This window comes from Pedobacter sp. GQ55 (assembly GCF_059758925.1).
Map to the genome: position 1 here is coordinate 36,950 of NZ_JCAXEI010000006.1, position 20,831 is coordinate 57,780.

Annotated in this window: 22 protein-coding genes; 3 read left to right on the forward strand and 19 right to left on the reverse strand. The window is 39.1% G+C overall.

What is annotated here, in order from left to right:
* The first annotated feature begins 26 nt into the window (after positions 1 to 26).
* Positions 27 to 557: a YceI family protein gene (locus AC6CH7_RS16480; protein ID WP_498263793.1), complete on the forward strand. Its 531-nt coding sequence runs from the start codon at positions 27 to 29 to the stop codon at positions 555 to 557.
* A gap of 40 nt (positions 558 to 597) precedes the next feature.
* Positions 598 to 1,473, forward strand: a complete 876-nt coding sequence (locus AC6CH7_RS16485; RefSeq protein WP_498263794.1) for a pirin family protein — start codon at positions 598 to 600, stop codon at positions 1,471 to 1,473.
* Between the two features lie 61 nt (positions 1,474 to 1,534).
* Here the strand turns inward: AC6CH7_RS16485 and ispF are convergent, their stop codons facing one another.
* Together ispF and porV are read right to left on the reverse strand one after the other, a co-directional pair.
* Positions 1,535 to 2,011, reverse strand: a complete 477-nt coding sequence (gene ispF / locus AC6CH7_RS16490; protein WP_498263795.1) for a 2-C-methyl-D-erythritol 2,4-cyclodiphosphate synthase — start codon at positions 2,009 to 2,011, stop codon at positions 1,535 to 1,537.
* A gap of 26 nt (positions 2,012 to 2,037) precedes the next feature.
* Positions 2,038 to 3,216, reverse strand: coding sequence for a type IX secretion system outer membrane channel protein PorV (gene porV / locus AC6CH7_RS16495; RefSeq protein WP_498263796.1), 1,179 nt, complete (start codon positions 3,214 to 3,216; stop codon positions 2,038 to 2,040).
* A gap of 211 nt (positions 3,217 to 3,427) precedes the next feature.
* On the opposite strand from porV, the gene AC6CH7_RS16500 reads away from it, so the two are divergent.
* The gene (locus AC6CH7_RS16500; protein WP_498263797.1) at positions 3,428 to 5,020 is read left to right on the forward strand and encodes an SUMF1/EgtB/PvdO family nonheme iron enzyme; all 1,593 of its coding nucleotides are present in this window, start codon (positions 3,428 to 3,430) and stop codon (positions 5,018 to 5,020) included.
* 56 nt (positions 5,021 to 5,076) lie between these two features.
* Here AC6CH7_RS16500 and AC6CH7_RS16505 read toward each other — a convergent pair whose 3' ends face one another.
* Genes AC6CH7_RS16505 through AC6CH7_RS16585 form a run of 17 tightly spaced genes read right to left on the reverse strand, consistent with a single transcriptional unit; the run spans position 5,077 to position 20,829 of the window.
* Complete coding sequence (locus tag AC6CH7_RS16505) at positions 5,077 to 5,574, reverse strand: acyl-CoA carboxylase biotin carboxyl carrier protein subunit (protein WP_498263798.1); 498 nt, start codon at positions 5,572 to 5,574, stop codon at positions 5,077 to 5,079.
* A gap of 2 nt (positions 5,575 to 5,576) precedes the next feature.
* Positions 5,577 to 6,233 carry a DUF4159 domain-containing protein gene (locus AC6CH7_RS16510; RefSeq protein ID WP_498263799.1) on the reverse strand — a complete coding sequence of 219 codons (657 nt, stop codon included), beginning with the start codon at positions 6,231 to 6,233 and terminating at the stop codon, positions 5,577 to 5,579.
* Positions 6,230 to 6,934 (reverse strand): 16S rRNA (uracil(1498)-N(3))-methyltransferase, encoded by a 705-nt coding sequence (locus tag AC6CH7_RS16515; RefSeq protein WP_498263800.1) that lies wholly within the window; start codon positions 6,932 to 6,934, stop codon positions 6,230 to 6,232. Before AC6CH7_RS16515 ends, AC6CH7_RS16510 begins: the two co-directional genes overlap by 4 nt.
* Before the next feature lie 11 nt (positions 6,935 to 6,945).
* Positions 6,946 to 8,262, reverse strand: coding sequence for a hemolysin family protein (locus AC6CH7_RS16520; RefSeq protein WP_498263801.1), 1,317 nt, complete (start codon positions 8,260 to 8,262; stop codon positions 6,946 to 6,948).
* Positions 8,262 to 8,816, reverse strand: a complete 555-nt coding sequence (locus AC6CH7_RS16525) for an inorganic diphosphatase (RefSeq protein WP_498263802.1) — start codon at positions 8,814 to 8,816, stop codon at positions 8,262 to 8,264. The genes AC6CH7_RS16520 and AC6CH7_RS16525 overlap by 1 nt, the downstream gene beginning before the upstream one ends.
* 8 nt (positions 8,817 to 8,824) lie before the next feature.
* Complete coding sequence (locus tag AC6CH7_RS16530; protein ID WP_498263803.1) at positions 8,825 to 9,487, reverse strand: DedA family protein; 663 nt, start codon at positions 9,485 to 9,487, stop codon at positions 8,825 to 8,827.
* A 45-nt stretch (positions 9,488 to 9,532) separates the two neighbouring features.
* A complete protein-coding gene (locus tag AC6CH7_RS16535; protein WP_498263804.1) occupies positions 9,533 to 10,906 on the reverse strand; it encodes an NADH-quinone oxidoreductase subunit N in 1,374 nt (457 codons plus the stop codon).
* A 4-nt stretch (positions 10,907 to 10,910) separates the two neighbouring features.
* Complete coding sequence (locus AC6CH7_RS16540; protein ID WP_498263805.1) at positions 10,911 to 12,377, reverse strand: complex I subunit 4 family protein; 1,467 nt, start codon at positions 12,375 to 12,377, stop codon at positions 10,911 to 10,913.
* Positions 12,378 to 12,398: 21 nt separating this feature from the next.
* On the reverse strand, positions 12,399 to 14,291 hold the full coding sequence (gene nuoL, locus AC6CH7_RS16545) for an NADH-quinone oxidoreductase subunit L (protein ID WP_498264041.1): 1,893 nt from the start codon (positions 14,289 to 14,291) through the stop codon (positions 12,399 to 12,401).
* A 22-nt stretch (positions 14,292 to 14,313) separates the two neighbouring features.
* Positions 14,314 to 14,634, reverse strand: coding sequence for an NADH-quinone oxidoreductase subunit NuoK (nuoK, locus tag AC6CH7_RS16550; RefSeq protein ID WP_216854440.1), 321 nt, complete (start codon positions 14,632 to 14,634; stop codon positions 14,314 to 14,316).
* A gap of 8 nt (positions 14,635 to 14,642) precedes the next feature.
* Positions 14,643 to 15,140: an NADH-quinone oxidoreductase subunit J family protein gene (locus AC6CH7_RS16555; RefSeq protein WP_048903402.1), complete on the reverse strand. Its 498-nt coding sequence runs from the start codon at positions 15,138 to 15,140 to the stop codon at positions 14,643 to 14,645.
* 27 nt (positions 15,141 to 15,167) lie between these two features.
* On the reverse strand, positions 15,168 to 15,665 hold the full coding sequence (locus AC6CH7_RS16560; RefSeq protein WP_048903401.1) for a NuoI/complex I 23 kDa subunit family protein: 498 nt from the start codon (positions 15,663 to 15,665) through the stop codon (positions 15,168 to 15,170).
* A gap of 36 nt (positions 15,666 to 15,701) precedes the next feature.
* The gene (gene nuoH / locus AC6CH7_RS16565) at positions 15,702 to 16,739 is read right to left on the reverse strand and encodes an NADH-quinone oxidoreductase subunit NuoH (protein WP_498263806.1); all 1,038 of its coding nucleotides are present in this window, start codon (positions 16,737 to 16,739) and stop codon (positions 15,702 to 15,704) included.
* Entirely contained in the window at positions 16,739 to 17,743 is a 1,005-nt protein-coding gene (locus AC6CH7_RS16570; protein WP_498263807.1) for an NADH-quinone oxidoreductase subunit G, read from the reverse strand. Before AC6CH7_RS16570 ends, nuoH begins: the two co-directional genes overlap by 1 nt.
* Before the next feature lie 5 nt (positions 17,744 to 17,748).
* A complete protein-coding gene (gene nuoF / locus AC6CH7_RS16575; RefSeq protein WP_498263808.1) occupies positions 17,749 to 19,116 on the reverse strand; it encodes an NADH-quinone oxidoreductase subunit NuoF in 1,368 nt (455 codons plus the stop codon).
* Positions 19,116 to 19,628, reverse strand: coding sequence for an NADH-quinone oxidoreductase subunit NuoE family protein (locus AC6CH7_RS16580; RefSeq protein ID WP_498263809.1), 513 nt, complete (start codon positions 19,626 to 19,628; stop codon positions 19,116 to 19,118). The genes nuoF and AC6CH7_RS16580 overlap by 1 nt, the downstream gene beginning before the upstream one ends.
* Complete coding sequence (locus AC6CH7_RS16585; protein WP_048903397.1) at positions 19,621 to 20,829, reverse strand: NADH-quinone oxidoreductase subunit D; 1,209 nt, start codon at positions 20,827 to 20,829, stop codon at positions 19,621 to 19,623. The genes AC6CH7_RS16580 and AC6CH7_RS16585 overlap by 8 nt, the downstream gene beginning before the upstream one ends.
* Between the last annotated feature and the right edge of the window lie 2 nt (positions 20,830 to 20,831).

Genomic DNA, 20,831 nt, shown 5'->3' on the forward strand with positions numbered 1-20,831 from the left:
AAAGAACAACTTAAAAAAACAATATTATGGCAACTACACAATGGGTTTTAGACCCGACCCACAGCGAACTACAATTTAAAGTTAAACATTTAATGATTACTACTGTAACCGGTAGTTTGCACTTAATCAGCGCGACATTAACTTCTGAAGGTGATGATTTCGAAAACGGAAAGGTTACTTTTGAAGGGGAGACCGCATCTATCAATACCGGAAATGCTGACAGAGACAATCACTTAAAAAGTGCTGATTTCTTTGATGCAGAAAATTTCCCTAAAATCACTTTTGAATCTACCTCATTAACAAAAGATGGTGATGATTACATTTTAAACGGAAATCTGACTGTTAAAGGTGTTACTAAATCAGTAGAATTGAATGCTGAATTTGGTGGTATCGCAACTGACCCATGGGGCAATACAAAAGCTGGTTTTACAATAAGTGGTAAAATAAACAGAACTGATTTTGGTTTAACATGGAATGCGGCATTAGAAACTGGTGGTGTTATGGTGAGTGAGGCCGTTAAAATAGCGGGTGAATTACAGTTTGTAAAACAAGCCTAAACAATTAAAACCAAGCATCCATAAAAAATTAAGGAGACAAATGGAAGCAAAAACTAAAACGGTGTCGGCCATTTTAAATGCGCCGGCACCTCATATGGTTGGCGATGGCTTTAGGGTGCACAATTTTTTCCCGAAAGGTTATAAAATTAAAATGAGCCCATTCTTTTTGCTGGATTATAACGCCCGGATAGAATTCTCAGCACGTAATGAACCCAGAGGTGTAGGCGTTCATCCCCATCGAGGATTTGAGACGGTAACCATTGCGTATCATGGCGCAGTTGCACATCATGACAGTGCAGGTAACAGCGGTGTAATTTATCCTGGTGATGTTCAATGGATGACCGCTGGAAGTGGGATATTACATAAAGAATATCACGAAGAACAGTTCAGTAAAAAAGGGGGAGCCTTTCAAATGGTTCAGCTGTGGGTGAATTTACCTGCAAAAAATAAAATGACCTCCCCAAAGTACCAGGATGTAAAGCATAGCGATATCGCAAAGTTCAATCTGGAGAATGGAGCCGGTGAAATTGAGGTAATTGCAGGTGAATACAACCGGATCAAGGGATCTGCAAGTACCTTTACCCCATTAAATTTATTCAATGCCCGATTAAATGAAGGAGGCAAAGCATACTTTAATTTTCCTGCAGGGCACAATACGGGTTTTGTAATTATAGAAGGTCGTGTAAAAATTAATGGTGCTGAAATTGCCAAAGCCGATCAGTTCGTTCATTTCAAAAATGACGGCTCGGTAATAGAAGCTGAAGCTTTAGAAAACAGCATCATTCTGGTCTTAAGCGGCGAGCCGATCAATGAACCAATTGCGCAATACGGGCCTTTTTTAATGAATAAGCCAGAAGAGATACAGCAAGCGATAAATGATTACAACCAGGGTAAATTTGGATACCTTGACGAATAATATCTATTTTATTGATTTTTAAGAAACCGGAAAGCTTTACAGTCCTCTGGTTTCCTATTTTCTATTTTTCTATCAGGCATACCGCATAGGCGACAACGCCCTCTTCCCTACCAATAAAGCCCATCTGTTCATTGGTGGTCGCTTTTATAGAAATATCATCAACGGACATTCCAATTGCCTCTGCGATATTCTTTTGCATTTGGGGAATATGGGGATTAATTTTTGGCGCTTCCAGGCAAAGCATTGCATCGATATTGCCAATTTGCCATCCCTTATCCTGAAGAAGCTTTACGCTTTCCTTCAGCAGGATCACACTGCTTATTCCTTTCCACTGAGGATCGGTATTCTTAAAATGGAAGCCAATATCTCTTAAATTTGCAGCACCTAACAACGCATCGCAAATTGCATGGAGCAAAACATCCGCATCGGAATGACCAAAAGCGCCTTTATGATGTTCCAGATTAACTCCGCCTACTACAAATGGGTGATTATCCTTTAACTGATGCACATCGAACCCAAACCCTACTTTAATTTTCATTTGTTTATTTGTGTTGTTATATATTGTTATTTGGCATCGCCAAAATTGAAAAGCAATGTAAAACGTATTGTATTTGCCAACGGACTCTTTTGTGCATTGGCCGCCAGATACGCAAAATCGATATTGAAAACATTGTATTTTAATCCGGCACCAAGGGTAAAATATCTTCTATCTCCCTTTTGCGGGCTTTCATAAAAATACCCGGCTCTTAAGGCAAACTGCTGATTGTACCAATACTCAACACCCGCGGCGATATTAATCTCCCTTAATTCTTCTGAAAAACCTCCCGGGGCGTCGCTAAATGAGCCAAATATTCCAGATGGCACCGAGCGATCAGGATCCTTACCCGCCAGGATCCTTCCGTTTTCATCATATATCGGCTGAGTTGGTACCAGAAGTTTATTAAAATCAAGCGCAAAAGTAAACTGATTGTAATCGTCGATTAAAAAGGTTGAGGCTCCTCCTATTTTCAAGTTTGTTGGCAGAAAATTCTTTTCTCCACCCTGTACGTAGCTGATTTTTGTTCCAATATTTGAGATGTTCACTCCGGCCGAGAGGATCGCATCTTTACCCAGGAAAATAGCCGGTTTTTTGTAATAGGCAGAAACATCAACAGCAATTGCTGAACCCGCCTGAGTTTGCTGTCCGGCTGCAAACTGACCGGACAACAGATTGGAATAAATGTATCTTAATGATGTACCCAATGAAAATGAGCTACCAAATCTTCTGGCATAGGTAACATCCCAGGCAAGCTCATTTGGACTATACACGCCAAGATCTTGCTGATTAATATCTACAAACTGTATTTCCCCTAATGAAAAATACCTTAAAGAGCTCCCGAGCGTACTCTGGTCATTAAGTTTGTAAAAACCACTTAAATAGGCCAGGTTAATATCAGGGACCAGGCTTTTTAACCAAGGGCTATAAGATGCTGAAAATCCGTATGGCTTATCTAAGAAAGCTAATTTAGAAGGGTTTATGCTCATTGCATTTGCATCTGGAGCAATTGCAACACCAGCATCTCCCATCCCTCCGATTCGGGCATCAGGAGTAATCAACAAGAAAGGTACCGCTGTAATGATATTATTGGGAACACTTCCATTTGTTTGGGTACCGGGCTGTACTTCCTGAGCAAACAGTCCTACAGCAACTGTTACCAGTGAAAAAATGCTTAATGCAATTTTTACAGCGTACCTCAAATTCATTCCTCTCGTATAATTAATACTATTGCACGCAAGTTAACATAGTGCTGCTAAATTTCAAAGGATTCCGCCTGTTTGCAGCGCATTTGAATAAGATCCTGCCTGGAATTTCTATTCGGAGATAATTTGTTTCAGTTTGATAAAAAAGTTTTTTTGGAGCGAACATGTTTTTTTGTGTAGTTTTAACCTTTAGAGTAACTATTTGCGCAATCCAATGAAAAAATCATACCTATACTCGCTTGCATCTCTTGTACTTGTAGCCTCACTTATCTCCTGTAAATCTAAATCAGGAACTTCGGACAAGACCGGACTGGCCTATAATAAAAAGGAATATGGAGGATTTCAGGTTAATAATAAATTCAAAAGAGGACCTGGTCCCGGCCTGGTCGAAATTGAAGGTGGTGTTTTTGTAATGAGTGGCAGCGCAATAAATGTTGCAGGGCAAGAACTAAGTGATTACAATCATAAAAGAGAAACCACTGTTTCTTCTTTTTATATGGATGAAACGGAAGTTTCGAACACGAACTGGCTGGAATATCTAAATTGGATAAGAACCAATTATCCAACTGATTACGAATACTATTATAACGAAATACCCGATACCTTGGTTTGGCGAAGGCCGTTATCATACAACGAACCTTATGTAGACAACTATTTAAGACATCCTGCTTACCAGGATTACCCTGTAGTTGGTGTTACCTGGGAACAGGCGTCAAGGTATTGCGACTGGAGAACTGACCGGGTGAACGAGTTGCTGCTCAGGGATCAGGGCTATATGACGAGCTTTAAAGACATAAACGGGGATACCAGAAATGGGGTTGCCGAGGCAAGCGAAAGACCGACAGCGCCTTTTAATACGGAAACTTACCTGAGCGGCCAGCATAATGATAAAGGTAAAAAAGCGATGAAAGACCTAAGCCCTACCAGTACTAAAGCTGCCGACGCAGGCGCAAATGGGAACAAAGGGGCAACCAGAACGGTAAGACTGGAAGATGGCATTTTAAAGCAACCGTATCGCCTGCCAACTGAAGCCGAATGGGAATATGCTGCACTGGGATTAATTGGCAATACGGAGTACGAAAACATTCATGAAAACAAAATTTATCCATGGAATGGACTGGGTTTAAGTTCTGCAAAGAAAAAAACCCGCGGTTTAATATTAGCCAACTTCAAAAGAACAAAAGGTGATTACATGGGTGTTGGAGGTTCTTTAAATGACAAAGGTGGCCTAACCGTTCCAGTGAGATCTTACATGCCAAATGATTTTGGCTTGTACAACATGGCCGGAAACGTAAATGAATGGGTTGCTGATGTTTATCGGTCCAAAACTTTTGAGGCTGCCGATGCATTTAACCCTTACAGAGGAAACTTTTATGAAGATAAAAAAATAGCAGACCCCAGTACTGGAAGGATAGAAATAGATAAACATAACCGACCTGTGATGACTGCAGCTGTATCGGCAAGAAAACAAACATGGGCAGAAAAACAAGCTGCTGCGAGCAAACCTGCGGACTCTGTTAATACTTATGCCGATCAAAGAGGGTACCGTGACCAGGCTAATAATGACCTGTATGGGGAAATTACACTGATTACCGATAAGTCGAGAGTATACAAGGGTGGATCATGGGATGACCAGGCAATGTGGTTAAATCCTGCAACCAGACGATTCCTTCAACAGGATGAATCAACAGCCGACATTGGTTTCAGATGTGCAATGACCATGCTTGGCGCCTCTGAAATTAGATCTGTGGGGAAACCGCAATTCAAGACTAAACCGCAAAAGGCTTTTAGAGCTGGTAAGAGATAAAAATTCTAATCATGATATAAACAAAAATGGGAGCCACGTATAGCTCCCATTTTTGTTTATTGAAATTGTATCAATATTTCATTTTTCTCTACCTTATCTGCCTTATTGATGAGGATCTTTTTAATCCTCCCGGCAGCTGGAGATTTAATGACGTTTTCCATTTTCATGGCCTCCAGTACCAGTAAGCTGTCTCCTTTGCTTACCTCTTGTCCCTCAGTCACCAGAACACTCAAAACCAGGCCTGGCATAGGGGCTTTAATTTCACTAACCTTACTGGCCAAAGCACTATCCATACCCAATTGTCTGAGCAGTTGATCATATTGATCTTCCATTTGGATAGTATAGGTAGTTCCATTGACCTTGATGACACTCGTTTTATCAGCCTTGCTTTGGGAAACTACCTCTATGTTGTATGATTGATTATTATAGATCACGTGAGTATGGTTATCACCCAAATTTCTTGAATCTAAAATTACTTCCAAACCATCAACACGCATTGAATTATTGTTTATTTCAATATTGAAATTGTAATGTTCGTTGACTTTTACCTTCATGACTATTGTGTTAATGCGTACTGAATTAAGTTTGCGCCCATTTTAAGCGCGCTGGAGCGCTTATCCTGAGTATCGCCGGGGTAAGTTCCATAATCCTCCCATCCATTGCCCAAATCGCATTCATAAGTATAATAACAAACGATGCGTCCTTCCCAGGTTAATGCAAAACCCTGAGGTCTTTTATTGTCGTGTTCATGGATCTTAGGCAGGCCATTGGGAAACTTAAATTTTTGATTGTATATCTGATGGTTGGCGGGTAATTCTGTGAATGCTAATTCAGGGAATACTTTCTTCATTTCCTTACGGATAAACTTATCCAGCCCGTAATTATCATCAATATGTAAGAAGCCCCCACCCATTAAATATTTGCGGAGGTTACTGGCTTCGGCATTGCTAAAAACTACATTTCCATGTCCTGTAAGGTATACAAATGGGTAATTAAACAATTCGGCACTTCCAACCTCAACAATTGCCTCCTGTGGGGCAAAGTTTGTTTGTAGGTTCTTGTTACAAAAGTCAATAAGATTGGGAAGTGCGGTTCTGTTGGCATACCAATCGCCACCACCATTATATTTTAGTTTTGCTAATTTATAAGTAGGAGCATAAAAGCTTGAGCATATCAAAATTATTCCGGCAAAAAAAAGAGGCTTGAGTTTCATCGATTTAAGTAATTCACTTCAAAACAGGCTGCCAAAGCAGCAGTCTCTGTTCTTAGTCGTGTATTACCTAAAGTTAATGGTTTATAGCCATTTTGCAAAGCCAAATCAATTTCCATAGGTGTAAAATCACCTTCTGGTCCGATCAGTATAGTGTAATCCTGATGGGGTTCAGCAATTTGACTGATATACTGTCTGGAAGACGCATCAATGCAATGCGCGATCATCTTATTAGTGGTATTTTCTATTTTTAAGAAATCGGAAAAGTTTATCTGAGGATTAATTATGGGGTGATAGGCCTGAAGTGATTGCTTAACAGCTGCCGTAACTACTTTGACCAGACGATCTTCTTTAACTACACGACGCTCCGAGCGATCACAAATGATTGGCGTAATCTCTTCAATCCCTATTTCTGTTGCCTTTTCCAGAAACCATTCTAACCGGTCAATGTTTTTAGTGGGTGCAACAGCAATATGCAGAGCATGGTTCCGTTTGTTGTAGTTATGGGTTGCTTCCAGAACTTTTAGCTCAACATTTTTCTTTGTCTGGCCTGAAATTGCGGCTTTGTAAAGTCCTCCAACGCCATCAATGAGGTAAACTTCGGCACCAATAGCTAACCTTAAAACTTTTACGCAATGCCTGCTTTCATCTTCATTTAAGACATATTCATCAGAAGTGATGTCTGGTGTATAAAAAACATGCATTGCAAAGTAGATTAATGATTGTCGACCATATCGCTCTTGCTAATCACGAGCTCCAGCTTTATGGTTTCTATATTCTGTTCTGTTTTCTTTAAAATCGTAAATAAATAACCATAACATTCTTCGCTATCTCCCACTTCAGGGATCTTTCCAAATGCATGAGAGACAAGCCCTCCTATTGTATCAAAATCCTCATCTTCGGGTAGATCATGGGGTAAATGTTCATTTACATCATAAACTGTTGCATAAGCATTAATGATGAACTCTGTATCGGATATTTTTTCAACAGTTGGTTTTTCCTCATCATACTCATCCTGTATCTCACCGACAATTTCTTCTACAATGTCTTCCAGGGTTACCATTCCTGCTGTACCGCCGAATTCATCAATGACGATGGCAATTTGAATGCGCTTCTGTTGAAGTTCACTTAGCAGGTCATTTATTTTCTTTGTTTCAGGTACAAAATATGGCTTCCGGATAATATCACTTAAAGACCATTCTTTATTGCCAGCCAATAATGGGAGAATATCCTTTGCGTGTACAATTCCTATAATCTTATCAATGATGTCATCATAAACAGGCATTCTTGAATATCCTTCGCCGATTATTGTTTCTACTACTTCCTGTGTAGGTGTAGACAATTCAATTCCAGAAATTTTAGTTCTTGGAACCATAACATTTTTAACAACACGTTCATTAAAATCGAAAACGTTTTTAATCAGTTCGTGTTCATTGGTATCCAGCGCGCCACTTTCTTTACCCTGATCCAATAAATAATACAGTTCTTCTGTACTGTGTACTGATTCGTGCCCGCCGACACTGGAAATACCGAACATCTTAAGGATTACATTTGCCAAGCCGTTCAAAACCCATATAAAAGGTCTGAATAACCAATAGAATGCCTGAAGCGGCACAGCAATGAATAATGTTGTAGCTACAGGTCTTTGTATGGCTACCGACTTTGGCGCCAGCTCTCCAAATACGATGTGCATTACTGTAATAAACAGAAATGCAATAAACGTAGATATAGAGGTAATGTAAACTTCAGATAAATTAAAGTTAATCAGCGCATCATGAACAATGTTATGCATCACAGATTCACCGACCCAACCCAAACCAAGAGAGGCAAGGGTAATACCCAGCTGTGTTGCGGCTAAATAGCCATCAAGATGCTGGGTAATGTATTTTGCGATATTTGCAACCCTACTTCCGGATTTCGCTTTAATTTCAATTTGCGAGGCCCTAACCTTTACAATTGCAAATTCTGCTGCAACGAAAAATCCGTTCAGCGCTACTAAGAAGAATGTTAAAAATATCTTGAGACCTTCCATTAAGAATTCTTATTTCTAAACTTTTCGTCATAGAGAGCAATGCCTTCTTGTATGACTTTATGTGCATATCTTACACCCAATAGATGTTCGATAGTTACTTTCTTTTCTTCCAACGCTTTATAATCCTGGAAAAACTTAACTATTTCTTTCATGGTATGCGGAGGCAGGTCAGCCAAATCATTAATGTAATTAACCGACATATCGTTTTTAGCTACCGCAATGATTTTATCATCTTGCTCGCCATTATCTACCATATGCATGACGCCAATAACTTTCGCTTCAATAATTGATAATGGATAAACATCCACTGAGCATAACACCAAAATATCAAGAGGGTCATTATCATCGCAATAAGTTTGCGGAATAAACCCATAATTTGCCGGATACATTACCGAAGAGAACAGTACTCTATCTAATTTAATCAAATTAGACTCTTTATCAATTTCATATTTCGCTTTCGAACCTTTTGGAATTTCTATAATGGCATTAACAATTTCTGGTAAGTTTTCGCCTGGAGAAACGCTGTGCCAAGGATGATGATCGTAATTATTCATTTTTTATTTTATTGTTCTGTATTTGTTGTTTCTTTATCTGTGCTATTTACCACCTTCTTTTTCACAAACGTAATGATAAGAGGAATGGTTGTAACAATAATAAAGCCTATAATTATGTATAATAAGTAATCGGTTATTTCTTTTTCAAATCTTTTACCTAAGAAATAACCAAGCAAAGTTAAGGAAGCTATCCATAATATTGCACCTGCAATGTTATATAATGCAAATCTCTTAAAATCGAGTTTAACTACGCCAGCAAAAATCGGGGCAAAAGTTCTAACGATCGGAACAAATCTTCCCATTATTAAAGCAAAAGCGCCCTGTTTGTTGTAATATTCCTCGGCAGCTTTTAAATAACGCTTTTTAAAGAAGAAAGTATCCTTTCTATGATAGAGTACCGGGCCAGTCTTTCGACCAAACCAATACCCGGTAAAATTACCTGAAATGGCGGAAAGGCATAAACCCAGGATAAGCACGTATATATTTACATCCAACTTTCCTGTTGCTACAAACATGCCTGCAAGAAATAAAAGGTAATCGCCTGGTAGGAAGAAGCCAAAAAATAAACCGGTTTCAGCAAAAATAACGAACATTACAACATAAAAACCACCTTCTTTAAGTAATTTTTCAGGGTCGATAAAATGCTGTAATGAGGTCCAGAAATCTTGCATAGTTCAATTACTCGTAAAACTACAAATAATTATCTAGAGAAATGGTTATATCAAATTTAAAATTACCGCAGGGTATACCCCTAGAAATAATGTAATTACAACTGAAAAAACCAATACTGCTTTGTATTGAATCGGCACTTCCAGTTCAATTTCATTACCCTCTTTAAAGTACATTGCTACGATTACTTTAAAATAATAATAGAAGCCAACCAAGGCATTTAAAATAGCAAATGCAACAAGAAGGATCTGATACTCTCCCATCACATTCAGAAACATTAAATACTTCCCGATGAATCCTGCTGTTAGCGGTATACCTGCCAGCGATAACATCGCTATTGTCAGCACCAACGCAGTTAGTGGATTTCGTTTAGCCAGGCCGTTAAAACTGTCAAAATGATCATTACCTGTTTTCTGTTTAACCATAATCAGGACGGCAAACGCAATGATACTGGCAAAGGTATAAGCTGCTGCATAAACCAATACATTATTTGATGAGTTTGCAGACAGTGTTACCAATGAAAACAATAGGTAACCTGCATGAGATATACTTGAATATGCAAGCATTCTTTTAAAGTTCTTTTGAAATAAAGCGGTAACATTTCCAATAAACAACGTAATACAAACAATTGCGATTAGTGGTGGCAGCCAGAAGTCATGTAAAGGAGCAAAAGTATCAGCAAACAGGCGTAAAAAAGCAGCAAAACCCGCAGTTTTCACCACTGTAGACATAAAGGTTGTAATCAAAGTTGGTGCACCCTCATATACATCAGGCGTCCAAAAGTGAAACGGTGCAGCTCCTATTTTAAAGCTTAATCCAATTAACATCAGGATTACGCCCGGATAAAACATTGGAGAGATTGATTTGTAATTGCCTACTAAATATTGATTAATTGTCTCCAAATCAAACGAACCTGTAGCACCATAAATCAAAGTGATACCAAATAGCAAAAATCCTGTTGAAAATGCCCCCATTAAAAAGTACTTCAACGAAGCTTCGTTAGATGCAAAGTTATTTTTCCGAATACCGGCAAGTATATATAAACAAACAGACATGATCTCGATACCAATAAACAACATTGACATGTTCTTGTAAGAAATCATGATGATGATACCCGCCAGCGCAAATAATATTAGCGTGAAATATTCAGCAATATTTTCACTATCAGCTGCAAAATAATTTTGTGTAAGTAGAAACACAAATAATGTACCCAGGATGGTTATACCTGAAAAAGCCAATGCAAAGTTATCCATCTGCATCATACCAAAATAGGTCTGATTAGTGTTCCATGAAGTAGCAACAAAAGCCAGTGAAATAAGCAATCCAATAAGAGTAATGGGTAATAATGCTTTTTTAGCCTTAAACAAACCTGCGTAAAGCACTACTAAAGCTGTAACAGTAATTGTTATTATGATATTCATTTGCTTAGTTTACCGATGTTAATTTTTGTGTTACTTGTTCTATTAAATGCTGTACTGATGCCTCAGACAATTGCAGAATTGGTTTTGGATAAACGCCTAATACAATAATTAGTGCGCAAATGATGTACAGTACTATCCTTTCCGAACCTTTAACGTCTGTAAAGGTAATCGTTAAATCGTTCGTTTTACCCAGCATAATGTTCTGGTACATTCTGAACATATAAACTGCCCCGAATATAATTGTTAATCCTGCAAAAACAGCTAACCAGCTATTGTACTGATACACGCCTATCAGCAACAGGAATTCTCCTATAAAGCCGTTGGTTCCAGGTAATGCAACCGTTCCAAGAACGATGATCAAAGCAGTAATTGCCAATATTGGCGCCTGTTTCGCGATTCCGCCTAATTCGCTTATTCTATTTGTTTTCAAACGGCTTGAAATAATGTCAAGGACAAAAAATAATCCCACTACATTGACACCGTGACTAAGCATCTGAATCATTGCACCCTGCATACCTTGCGTATTCAAAGCAAAAATACCTGCACTGATTAAGCCAACGTGTGCAATTGAAGAATAAGCCACCAAACGCTTTGCGTCTTTTTGCATAAAGGCGATGATTGATGCATATACTATTCCTACAACAGACAGTATGATTGCTACATGTCCCCAATCCTGAACTCCCGAGGGAACGATAGGCAATAACCACCTGATAACCCCATAAATACCCATTTTTAGCATTATACCCGCCAATAACATGGTACCGGCAGCAGGAGCTTCGGTATACGTATTTGGCTGCCAGGTATGGAATGGGAACACAGGCATCTTAATTGCAAAAGCAACAAAAAACGCCCAAAATATCCAACCCTGTTGTGTTGAATCCAAATTAAGATTATAGAAAGCCTGGATATCAAAATTATGCGCAGGGTTCTGTAAGTACAGATAAATCAACCCCAAAAGCATAAATAACGAACCCGCAATGGTATACACAAAGAATTTCATATTTACCTTAATACGATCCTTTCCGCCCCAAACTGCACAGATAAAGTAAATCGGAATTAATGCCGCTTCCCAACCAATATAGAACAAGAAAGCATCCAGGGACGTAAATACGATTAACAGTCCGCTTTGCATGAAAAGAATTAACCCAAAGAATGCATTTGCGCTTTTGTAGCTATGCTGGTAACTTGCCAATATGATTAATGGTATTAACACGTTGGTCAATATTATGGTAATCATACTTATTCCGTCGACACCCGCGTGGAAATTGATCCCAAGATCATGAATCCAGGAGTAGTTTACCACAAATTGGGTAGTGGCATCTGGGGTAAAATTACATACCATCGCCAATGCCAAACCTAAAGAGACAATTGCCGAAACCAATGCCACATGCTTTGCTGCATTTCCGGAAAGAGCGGTAACCAAGGCGCCTAGCAATGGTAAGAATATAAGAAGTAGTAAAAGTTGTTCCATTATCTTTTCTTGAACGATCTTTTATAGAGATAAATAAGTATACAATAACAATGAGATGATTCCTACCACCATCATAAAAATATAAAACCCAACATTGCCGGATTGTATTAAGCGTAAACCTTTACTGGCTTCGGTAGTTCCCCAACCTAAGCTGTTGACGATACCATCAACAATCTTATTGTCTACAATTTTGTAGAAGAATACTGAAATTGCATCCAAAGGTTTTCTAATTAATGCATCATATACCTCATCAAAATAGAATTTATTGTAAGATAAGTTTGCAAGTACAGAACGTTTGGCTTCATCTGGAGCAGGTATGTGATTTTGTTTGATGTATTTGCCATATGCAACTGCAATAGAGATTAAAACACCAACAACAGACACTGCCATAAGGATATATTCAGTAGCATGATCCGGTGATTCGCCAGTATGCTTAATTACCGGAGAAAGCCAATGTGATAGCCAATGATTTCCGCCCAAAGCCTCAGGCACACCGATGATACCACCAACGGCAGACAATACCGCCAACACGATCAAAGGAATTGTCATTGACTTAGGTGATTCATGAATTTTTTCTTCGGCATGATGAGTTCCGCGATATTTACCGTAAAAAGTAAGGAACAACATCCTGAACATATAAAATGCTGTAAGAAATGCGCCAAACACTGCGATGCCCCACATTACTTTATCGTGCAGGTATACATGTGCCAAAATCTCATCTTTAGAGAAAAATCCAGAAAAAGGAGGAAGCCCTGCTATCGCAATGGTACCAATAAGCATTGTGATAAAAGTTACAGGTAGTTTTTTGCGTAACCCACCCATATGTCTCATGTCTTGCTCGTGATGTAAGGCATGAATAACAGATCCTGCACATAGGAACAATAATGCTTTGAAGAATGCGTGAGTAATCACGTGGAAGAAAGCTCCGTTATATGCGCCAACACCTAAACCTAAAAACATATATCCTAATTGCGACACAGTAGAATAAGCAAGTACTTTTTTGATATCAGTTTGTGTGAGTGCAATAATTGCTGCTACAATAGCAGTAGCAAGGCCAACAATTGCAATTACATGTTGAATTAACGGGGCCAAATCAAATATCAGGTTAGATCTGGCGATCATGTAGATACCAGCAGTAACCATTGTTGCAGCATGTATTAAAGCCGAAACAGGTGTTGGTCCGGCCATCGCATCAGGTAGCCATGTAAAAAGAGGTAGCTGAGCAGATTTACCACACGCCCCGATAAATAACAACAGTGCAATAAGTGCTATAGTCGTGTTTCCGGGAAGCATATTTGCGGCCTGAGGAAATATTTTAGAAAACTCAACACTTCCGAAAGTAGTGAAGATAAAGAATACACCCAGCAAAAAGCCCAAATCACCGATACGGTTCATCACAAAAGCCTTTTTAGCTGCAGAAGCATAGCTACTGTTTGTATACCAAAACCCGATTAGCAGGTAAGAGCATAACCCAACCCCTTCCCATCCAATGAACATTACGATGTAGTTTGATCCCAATACCAGTAAAAGCATAAAAAAGATAAACAGGTTCAGGTAGCTAAAAAACTTACCGAAGCCTTCATCGCTATGCATATATCCGATTGAATAGATATGGATCAGAAAACCTACTCCGGTAACGATAAGTAGCATTATAGCACTTAAAGGGTCTACCAGAAAAGATACTGGAATATGTAACGCGCCTGCATTTATCCAATCAAAAAGAAAAATTTCATGAGATTTATTTGCGTCTGCACCTAAGGCCAGAAATATACCAACACTGATCGCAAAAGAAACAAAAATAACACTGCTTCCTATAAAACCAATAAGGCTTTTAGATAATGTGTTTCTTCCCAAACCATTGATTATAAAACCAATCAGAGGAATCAACGGAACCAGCCAAACTAAATCTATTATCATTTTTTATCTATACTTAATATTACCACTTAAGGCGATTCAACACATTTATATCTACTGACTGTGTATTTCTATACACCATCACAATAATACTTAAGCCCACTGCAACCTCTGCAGCAGCTAACGCCATTATGAAAAACACAAACACCTGTCCGGATGGATCATTGTTATGTACGGAAAAAGCCGTTAGCAGTAAATTAACCGCATTTAGCATCAATTCAACCGACATAAATATCACTATGGCGTTTCTGCGGGTTAATACTCCAATAACGCCAATGGTGAAAATAATAGCACTTAGCCAGATGTAGTGGTTAAGTGGTACTCCCTGCAATTGTTGAGTCATGTTCTCCACTATACTTTTTCTTTTTTAGTTAACAATACTGCACCAACCATCGCAGAAAGCAATAAGATTGATGAAAGTTCAAACGGCAGCATAAAAGGGCCGAACAATTCCTTACCCAGATTTTTCAGTAAGCCCAAATTAGGATTTCTTAAAATCACTGGGTCGGACACTGCAGTAGCCTTTAGAGATCCAACTAAAGTTACCACAAGACAGCATCCTGCTATAACACCGACCACTTTTACCGCTCCTGATTTTAACGGCTCGTTATCCTTATTGAGGTTCAGCAACATTAGCACAAAAAGGAATAGAACCATAATTGCACCCATGTAAACAATGAAGTTTACCACGGCCAAAAATTGTGCGTTTAACAGAATGTAGTGAACCGTAAATGTGAAGAATGTAACAATCAGATAAAGCACACTATGCACCGGGTTCTTTGAGAAAATAACCATCAGTGAAAAGATCACGCTTAATGTTGCTACGAAATAGAATACTGAAGTACCCATTATCTATGTTTAAACTGTTTAAAATTACTATTTATTCAATGGTTGCTCTACCAACTTGTCTTTCCCGTAAATAAAATCTTTACGAAGATAGTCAGCAGGTACGATTGGGCCATCTAAGTAGATTGCCTCTTTTGGACAAGCTTCTTCACATAAACCACAGAAAATGCAGCGCAACATATTAATTTCATATACTGCAGCATACTTCTCTTCCCTATAGAGTTCCTTTTCTTCAGGCTTACGTTCTGCAGCGATCATTGTGATTGCCTCAGCAGGACACGACAGCGCACACAAGCCGCAGGCAGTGCAACGCTCCCTTCCCTGCTCATCTCTTTTCAAAGAATGCATACCTCTAAAGTTGGTTGAGAATTCTCTTTCTACTTCAGGGTATCTTATTGTAGCCTCTTTTTTAAACAGGTGGCTAATTGTAACAGACAAACCTTTGGCTATTGCAGGCAGATACATGCGTTCTGCAAACGTTAATGGCTTTTGTTCTAATACTTTCTTTTTACTGGTTAATGGTTCCATTAAACCTCCTTATTATTTATCCGCTAACGCGGGTAGTTAAAACTTTTCAATTATTGCAATCACAATACCTGTGATAATGATGTTAGCTATAGCCAAAGGAATTAACCCCTTCCAGCCAAGGTGCATCAGTTGATCATAGCGGAAACGAGGGATTGTCCAACGTACCCACATAAAGAAAAATATGAATGCGAATATTTTTATAAAGAATACAAACGTTCCAATCAGCGGGCCGATAACCGGTCCAGTATGTAACAATACCCAATCCATGCCCGGATAGTTATATCCTCCAAAATAAAGGGTAGCCATAACTGCCGATGACACAAACATATTGATGTATTCAGCAAATAGGTAAAAGCCCAGTTTCATCGAAGAATACTCCGTATGATAACCACCAATCAGTTCAGTTTCACACTCGGGTAAATCAAAAGGGGCCCTATTGGTTTCTGCAAAGGCACAAACCATAAAGATTACAAATCCTAATGGTTGATAAAGTACATTCCAATGCCAGCCATGTTGTTGTTCAACAATCTCTTTAAGACTCATTGTTCCTGTAACCAGCAACAAAGCGATAATAGATAAGCCCATTGCAATCTCATAACTGATATTTTGCGATGCAGCACGAATAGCACTTAACAATGAATATTTATTATTTGATGCCCAGCCACCAATCATTACTCCGTAAACACCTAGTGAAACCACACCAAAGATGTATAAAATACCTACATTGATATCAGTTACCTGCAATGGAATAACACGATCTCCAATTGTGATATCGCTACCCCATGGAATAACTGCCGTTCCAATACAAGCAGTAAGCATGGCCAATCCTGGCCCCACCATAAATAGCCACTTACTGGCGTTTGAAGGAATGATCTCTTCCTTCATGAACATCTTAACCCCATCAGCCAATGGCTGAAGTATTCCAAAAGGCCCTGCTCTGTCTGGTCCAAGCCTGTCCTGTAAAAAGGCAGCAACTTTCCGCTCAGCATAAGTAGAGTACATAGCAATCAATAAACTGATACCAAATATGATGGCAACCAGTACAAATTTTTCTATTACAAAAGCTATATCCATTAGAATTTGGTTGTTTTTTCTAGTTCTACTTTATTTGCCTGCTGTAATTGTGGGTTATTTTGAATAACAGGCAAAGGCTTTAGAGTTTCATAATGGTTAGAAGCAATAACGGAGGTATCGCTAATATGAGTTGGATGCTCAATTACCCAATCAGCCGTTTTCTTTTTATCAAAACGACAAGTATTGCAGATAAATTCCTCCACCTCACCATAGATATCTTTACGTGCGGTAACCCTTAGCACATCTTCGCCCTTATACCATAAAGTGACTTTACCACTGCATGTAGGACAATCTCTATGTGCGTCAATTGGCTTGGTAAACCAAACACGATTTTTAAATCTGAATGTTTTATCTGTTAACGCTCCAACAGGGCATACGTCAATCACGTTTCCTGAAAAATCATTGTCTACAGCTGTTTGTATATAGGTAGAGATTTCTGAGTGATCACCTCTATTTAAAATTCCATGTACACGTTTGTTTGTAATCTGGTCGGCAGTAAATACGCAACGATAGCATAAGATACATCTGTTCATATGTAATTGGATCTTGTCTCCAATGTCGATACGTTCAAAAGTTCTGCGCTCAAATTCATATCTGGTTTTTTGTAAACCATGCTCATATCCAAGATTTTGAAGGTCACATTCTCCAGCCTGATCACAAACAGGGCAGTCTAAAGGATGGTTGATCAGTAGCATTTCTACCACTCCGCTACGCGCTTCAATAACTTCCGGAGAAGTGATATTTTGAACTTCCATGCCATCCATAACTGTTGTACGGCATGATGCTACCAATTTCGGCATTGGTCGGGGATCTTTCTCAGAGCCCTTGCTAACTTTAACAATACAAGTGCGGCATTTTCCTCCGCTACCCTCTAATTTGGAATAATAGCACATTGCAGGAGGCACTATATCACCACCTACTTGCCTTGCAGCATTTAGAATAGTTGTGCCGGGTGCTACTTCTACTGTTATCCCGTCTATGGTTACCTTAACTTTGTCACTCATGATTGTTAATTTCCTGTCGTAACTTCTGCTTTCGCAATAGGCTCGGCATAATTTGCCAAACCATAATTAGTATCTAAACATTTGATTGGCTCTTTAACATGCCACTCAAATTCATCTCTGAAATGTCTGATTGCACTTGCAACCGGCCAGGCTGCTGCATCCCCTAAAGGACAAATCGTGTTTCCTTCAATCTTTTTAGAAACATCAACCAATAGGTCTATATCGCTCATTTTACCATGGCCATACTCTATTCTGTGCAGCACTTTTTCCATCCAGCCTGTTCCTTCTCTACAAGGAGAGCATTGACCACAGCTTTCATGATGATAAAAACGAGCAAAGTTCCAGGTGTTTCTAACGATACACTGGTCTTCATCAAATGCGATAAAACCGCCAGATCCCATCATTGATCCGGTAGCAAAACCACCTTCTGATAAGGATTCATAGCTCATTAATCTGGGTTCGCCATTAGCCAACTTCAGTGTAAGATTTGCCGGTAAGATAGGAACGGATGATCCTCCGGCTACGGTGGCCTTTAACCTTTTACCATTTGCTATTCCCCCGCAATATTCATCAGAATAAATAAACTCTTCTACAGGTAATCCCAGATCTATCTCATATACACCTGGCCTGACTAAGTTACCAGAAGCTGAAATCAGTTTAGTACCTGTACTTCTGCCGATTCCTATTTTGGCATACTCATCACCACCGTCGTTAATGATAGGCACAGTCGCGGCAATAGACTCAACATTGTTTACTACGGTTGGACATCCATAAAGCCCTGCAATTGCAGGAAAAGGGGGTTTAATCCTGGGATTTCCTCTTTTACCTTCTAAAGACTCCAATAATGCTGTTTCTTCTCCACAAATGTAGGCGCCGCCTCCTGGCTGCACATATAGCTCCAGGTCATAGCCGGTTCCTAAAATGTTTTTCCCTAAAAACCCTGCATTCTTTGCTTCTGCGATTGCTTTTTCCAGTATTCTAATCTGCGGCATCATTTCGCCTCTTACATAAATGTAAGACGTATTGGCACCCAGGGCAAAACTAGAAACAATCATTCCCTCAATAAGTGCATGGGGAATATGGGTCATCAGATAACGATCTTTAAAAGTTCCTGGCTCAGACTCGTCTGCATTACAAACTAAATATCTTGCTACACCTTCAGGTTTCGCCAAAAAACTCCATTTCATTCCCGTAGGGAATCCTGCACCACCACGCCCACGTAATCCAGACTTCTTAACTTCTTCAACTACTTCATCAGGAGTTAAAGTTTTTAAAGCCTTTTCTACAGCACGATAACCGCCTTTTTGGCGATAAACATCAAATGTATTGATGCCTGGTACGTTTATGTGTTCTAATAATAGTTTACGGGCCATTATTTCTTGCGTAAGTCTTGTATCAACTCGTCAACCTTTTGTTCATTAAGGTTTTCGTAAAATGTATATTCCGGACCGATCTGTAATACCGGGCCATACCCACAGGCAGCTAAACACTCTACACCTCTCCAGCTAAACAAGCCATCAGGTGTAACCTCCCCTTCTTTAACGCCTAGATTTTGTTCTATATGGTTCATCAGCCGCTCAGCACCTACTAAACAACAAGGGCCGGTTCTGCATACTTCCAAAACATACTTACCTTGAGGTTTTAAAAAATACATGCTGTAAAATGAAGCTACTTCATATACCTCAATATTCTGGATATCAAGATAAGCAGCAACTTTATCCATTGCATCCGGACTTAACCAGCCCAATTCAGCCTGAACCTCATGAAGTATCGGCAATAAAGCAGATTTATGTTTACCTTTCGGATATCTGCTAATTATCTCATCAAACTTTTCTGTTAAAGCTGATGAAAACGCTACAGGTTGTTGTTGTTCTACTTTAAGCATCTAATTCTCCTGCAATAATGTTCATACTACTCATGTTGATAATGGCATCTGATAACAGCATGCCTTTACTCATTGGTGCAAACATTTGGTAATTAATAAAACTAGGTCTTCTGAAGTGTAAACGATATGGCGTTCTTCCTCCATCATTAATTAAATAGAAGCCTAACTCACCATTACCACCTTCAACTGAATGATATACTTCAGCTTTAGGAGCATCAATTTCGCCCATCACGATTTTAAAATGATAGATTAAAGCTTCCATGTTATTATAAACTTCTTCCTTAGCAGGCAAATAGAATTCAGGTACATCAGCATGAAAAATACCTGCAGGTTCGTGCTTTAATTTTTCTAAAGCCTGTTCGATTAACCTAACACTTTGCCACATTTCTTCATTCCGAACAAGATAACGGTCATAAATATCACCACTTGTTCCTACCGGAACTTCAAAATCAAAATCTTCATACGACGAATAAGGATCACTCACACGAACGTCATAGTCAACTCCAGCTGAACGCAATAGAGGCCCGGTCCATCCATAATCCAATGCCTGTTCCGCCGATACCGCTGCAACTTTCGCTGTACGGTCAATAAAAATACGGTTACGGTTAAGTAAGCTTTCAAATTCTCTTAGTGCCACAGGGAACTCTTTTAAAAACTTATTGATCTTAGCAAAAGCAATTTCATTAAAATCTCTTTCGAAGCCCCCAATACGGCCAATATTAGTCGTTAATCTTGCACCACAAATCTCTTCATAGATCTCATAAATATGTTCTCTGAATTGAAATAAATACAAAAATGTGGTTGTTGCACCTGTATCCTGAGCAATAATGGTATTACAGATAATGTGATCTGAAATACGTGCCAGCTCCATAATAATTACCCTTAAGTAATCAACACGCTTTGGCATTTTTATATTCAACAACTTCTCTACGGTCATGTGCCATCCCATGTTATTTATAGGAGAAGAGCAATAGTTTAACCGATCTGTTAAAGGAGTAATTTGATAGAATGGGCGATGTTCCGCAATTTTTTCAAAAGCACGGTGAATGTATCCAATAGTAGAAACACCGCTAACGATGCGTTCACCATCCAATTGAATTACATTCTGAAAAACACCATGTGTAGCAGGGTGAGTTGGACCTAAATTTAAGGTAACCAATTCATTCTGCGGGTCGTTATCTGTATATACCGGTTGATTCATTT

Coding starts and splice junctions, on each gene's coding strand:
- AC6CH7_RS16480 (WP_498263793.1), top strand. CDS start 27: ATGGCAACTACACAATGGGTTTTAGACCCGACCCACAGCGAACTACAA.
- AC6CH7_RS16485 (WP_498263794.1), top strand. CDS start 598: ATGGAAGCAAAAACTAAAACGGTGTCGGCCATTTTAAATGCGCCGGCA.
- ispF (WP_498263795.1), bottom strand. CDS start 2,011: ATGAAAATTAAAGTAGGGTTTGGGTTCGATGTGCATCAGTTAAAGGAT.
- porV (WP_498263796.1), bottom strand. CDS start 3,216: ATGAATTTGAGGTACGCTGTAAAAATTGCATTAAGCATTTTTTCACTG.
- AC6CH7_RS16500 (WP_498263797.1), top strand. CDS start 3,428: ATGAAAAAATCATACCTATACTCGCTTGCATCTCTTGTACTTGTAGCC.
- AC6CH7_RS16505 (WP_498263798.1), bottom strand. CDS start 5,574: ATGAAGGTAAAAGTCAACGAACATTACAATTTCAATATTGAAATAAAC.
- AC6CH7_RS16510 (WP_498263799.1), bottom strand. CDS start 6,233: ATGAAACTCAAGCCTCTTTTTTTTGCCGGAATAATTTTGATATGCTCA.
- AC6CH7_RS16515 (WP_498263800.1), bottom strand. CDS start 6,934: ATGCATGTTTTTTATACACCAGACATCACTTCTGATGAATATGTCTTA.
- AC6CH7_RS16520 (WP_498263801.1), bottom strand. CDS start 8,262: ATGGAAGGTCTCAAGATATTTTTAACATTCTTCTTAGTAGCGCTGAAC.
- AC6CH7_RS16525 (WP_498263802.1), bottom strand. CDS start 8,816: ATGAATAATTACGATCATCATCCTTGGCACAGCGTTTCTCCAGGCGAA.
- AC6CH7_RS16530 (WP_498263803.1), bottom strand. CDS start 9,487: ATGCAAGATTTCTGGACCTCATTACAGCATTTTATCGACCCTGAAAAA.
- AC6CH7_RS16535 (WP_498263804.1), bottom strand. CDS start 10,906: ATGAATATCATAATAACAATTACTGTTACAGCTTTAGTAGTGCTTTAC.
- AC6CH7_RS16540 (WP_498263805.1), bottom strand. CDS start 12,377: ATGGAACAACTTTTACTACTTCTTATATTCTTACCATTGCTAGGCGCC.
- nuoK (WP_216854440.1), bottom strand. CDS start 14,634: ATGACTCAACAATTGCAGGGAGTACCACTTAACCACTACATCTGGCTA.
- AC6CH7_RS16555 (WP_048903402.1), bottom strand. CDS start 15,140: ATGGGTACTTCAGTATTCTATTTCGTAGCAACATTAAGCGTGATCTTT.
- AC6CH7_RS16560 (WP_048903401.1), bottom strand. CDS start 15,665: ATGGAACCATTAACCAGTAAAAAGAAAGTATTAGAACAAAAGCCATTA.
- nuoH (WP_498263806.1), bottom strand. CDS start 16,739: ATGGATATAGCTTTTGTAATAGAAAAATTTGTACTGGTTGCCATCATA.
- AC6CH7_RS16570 (WP_498263807.1), bottom strand. CDS start 17,743: ATGAGTGACAAAGTTAAGGTAACCATAGACGGGATAACAGTAGAAGTA.
- nuoF (WP_498263808.1), bottom strand. CDS start 19,116: ATGGCCCGTAAACTATTATTAGAACACATAAACGTACCAGGCATCAAT.
- AC6CH7_RS16580 (WP_498263809.1), bottom strand. CDS start 19,628: ATGCTTAAAGTAGAACAACAACAACCTGTAGCGTTTTCATCAGCTTTA.
- AC6CH7_RS16585 (WP_048903397.1), bottom strand. CDS start 20,829: ATGAATCAACCGGTATATACAGATAACGACCCGCAGAATGAATTGGTT.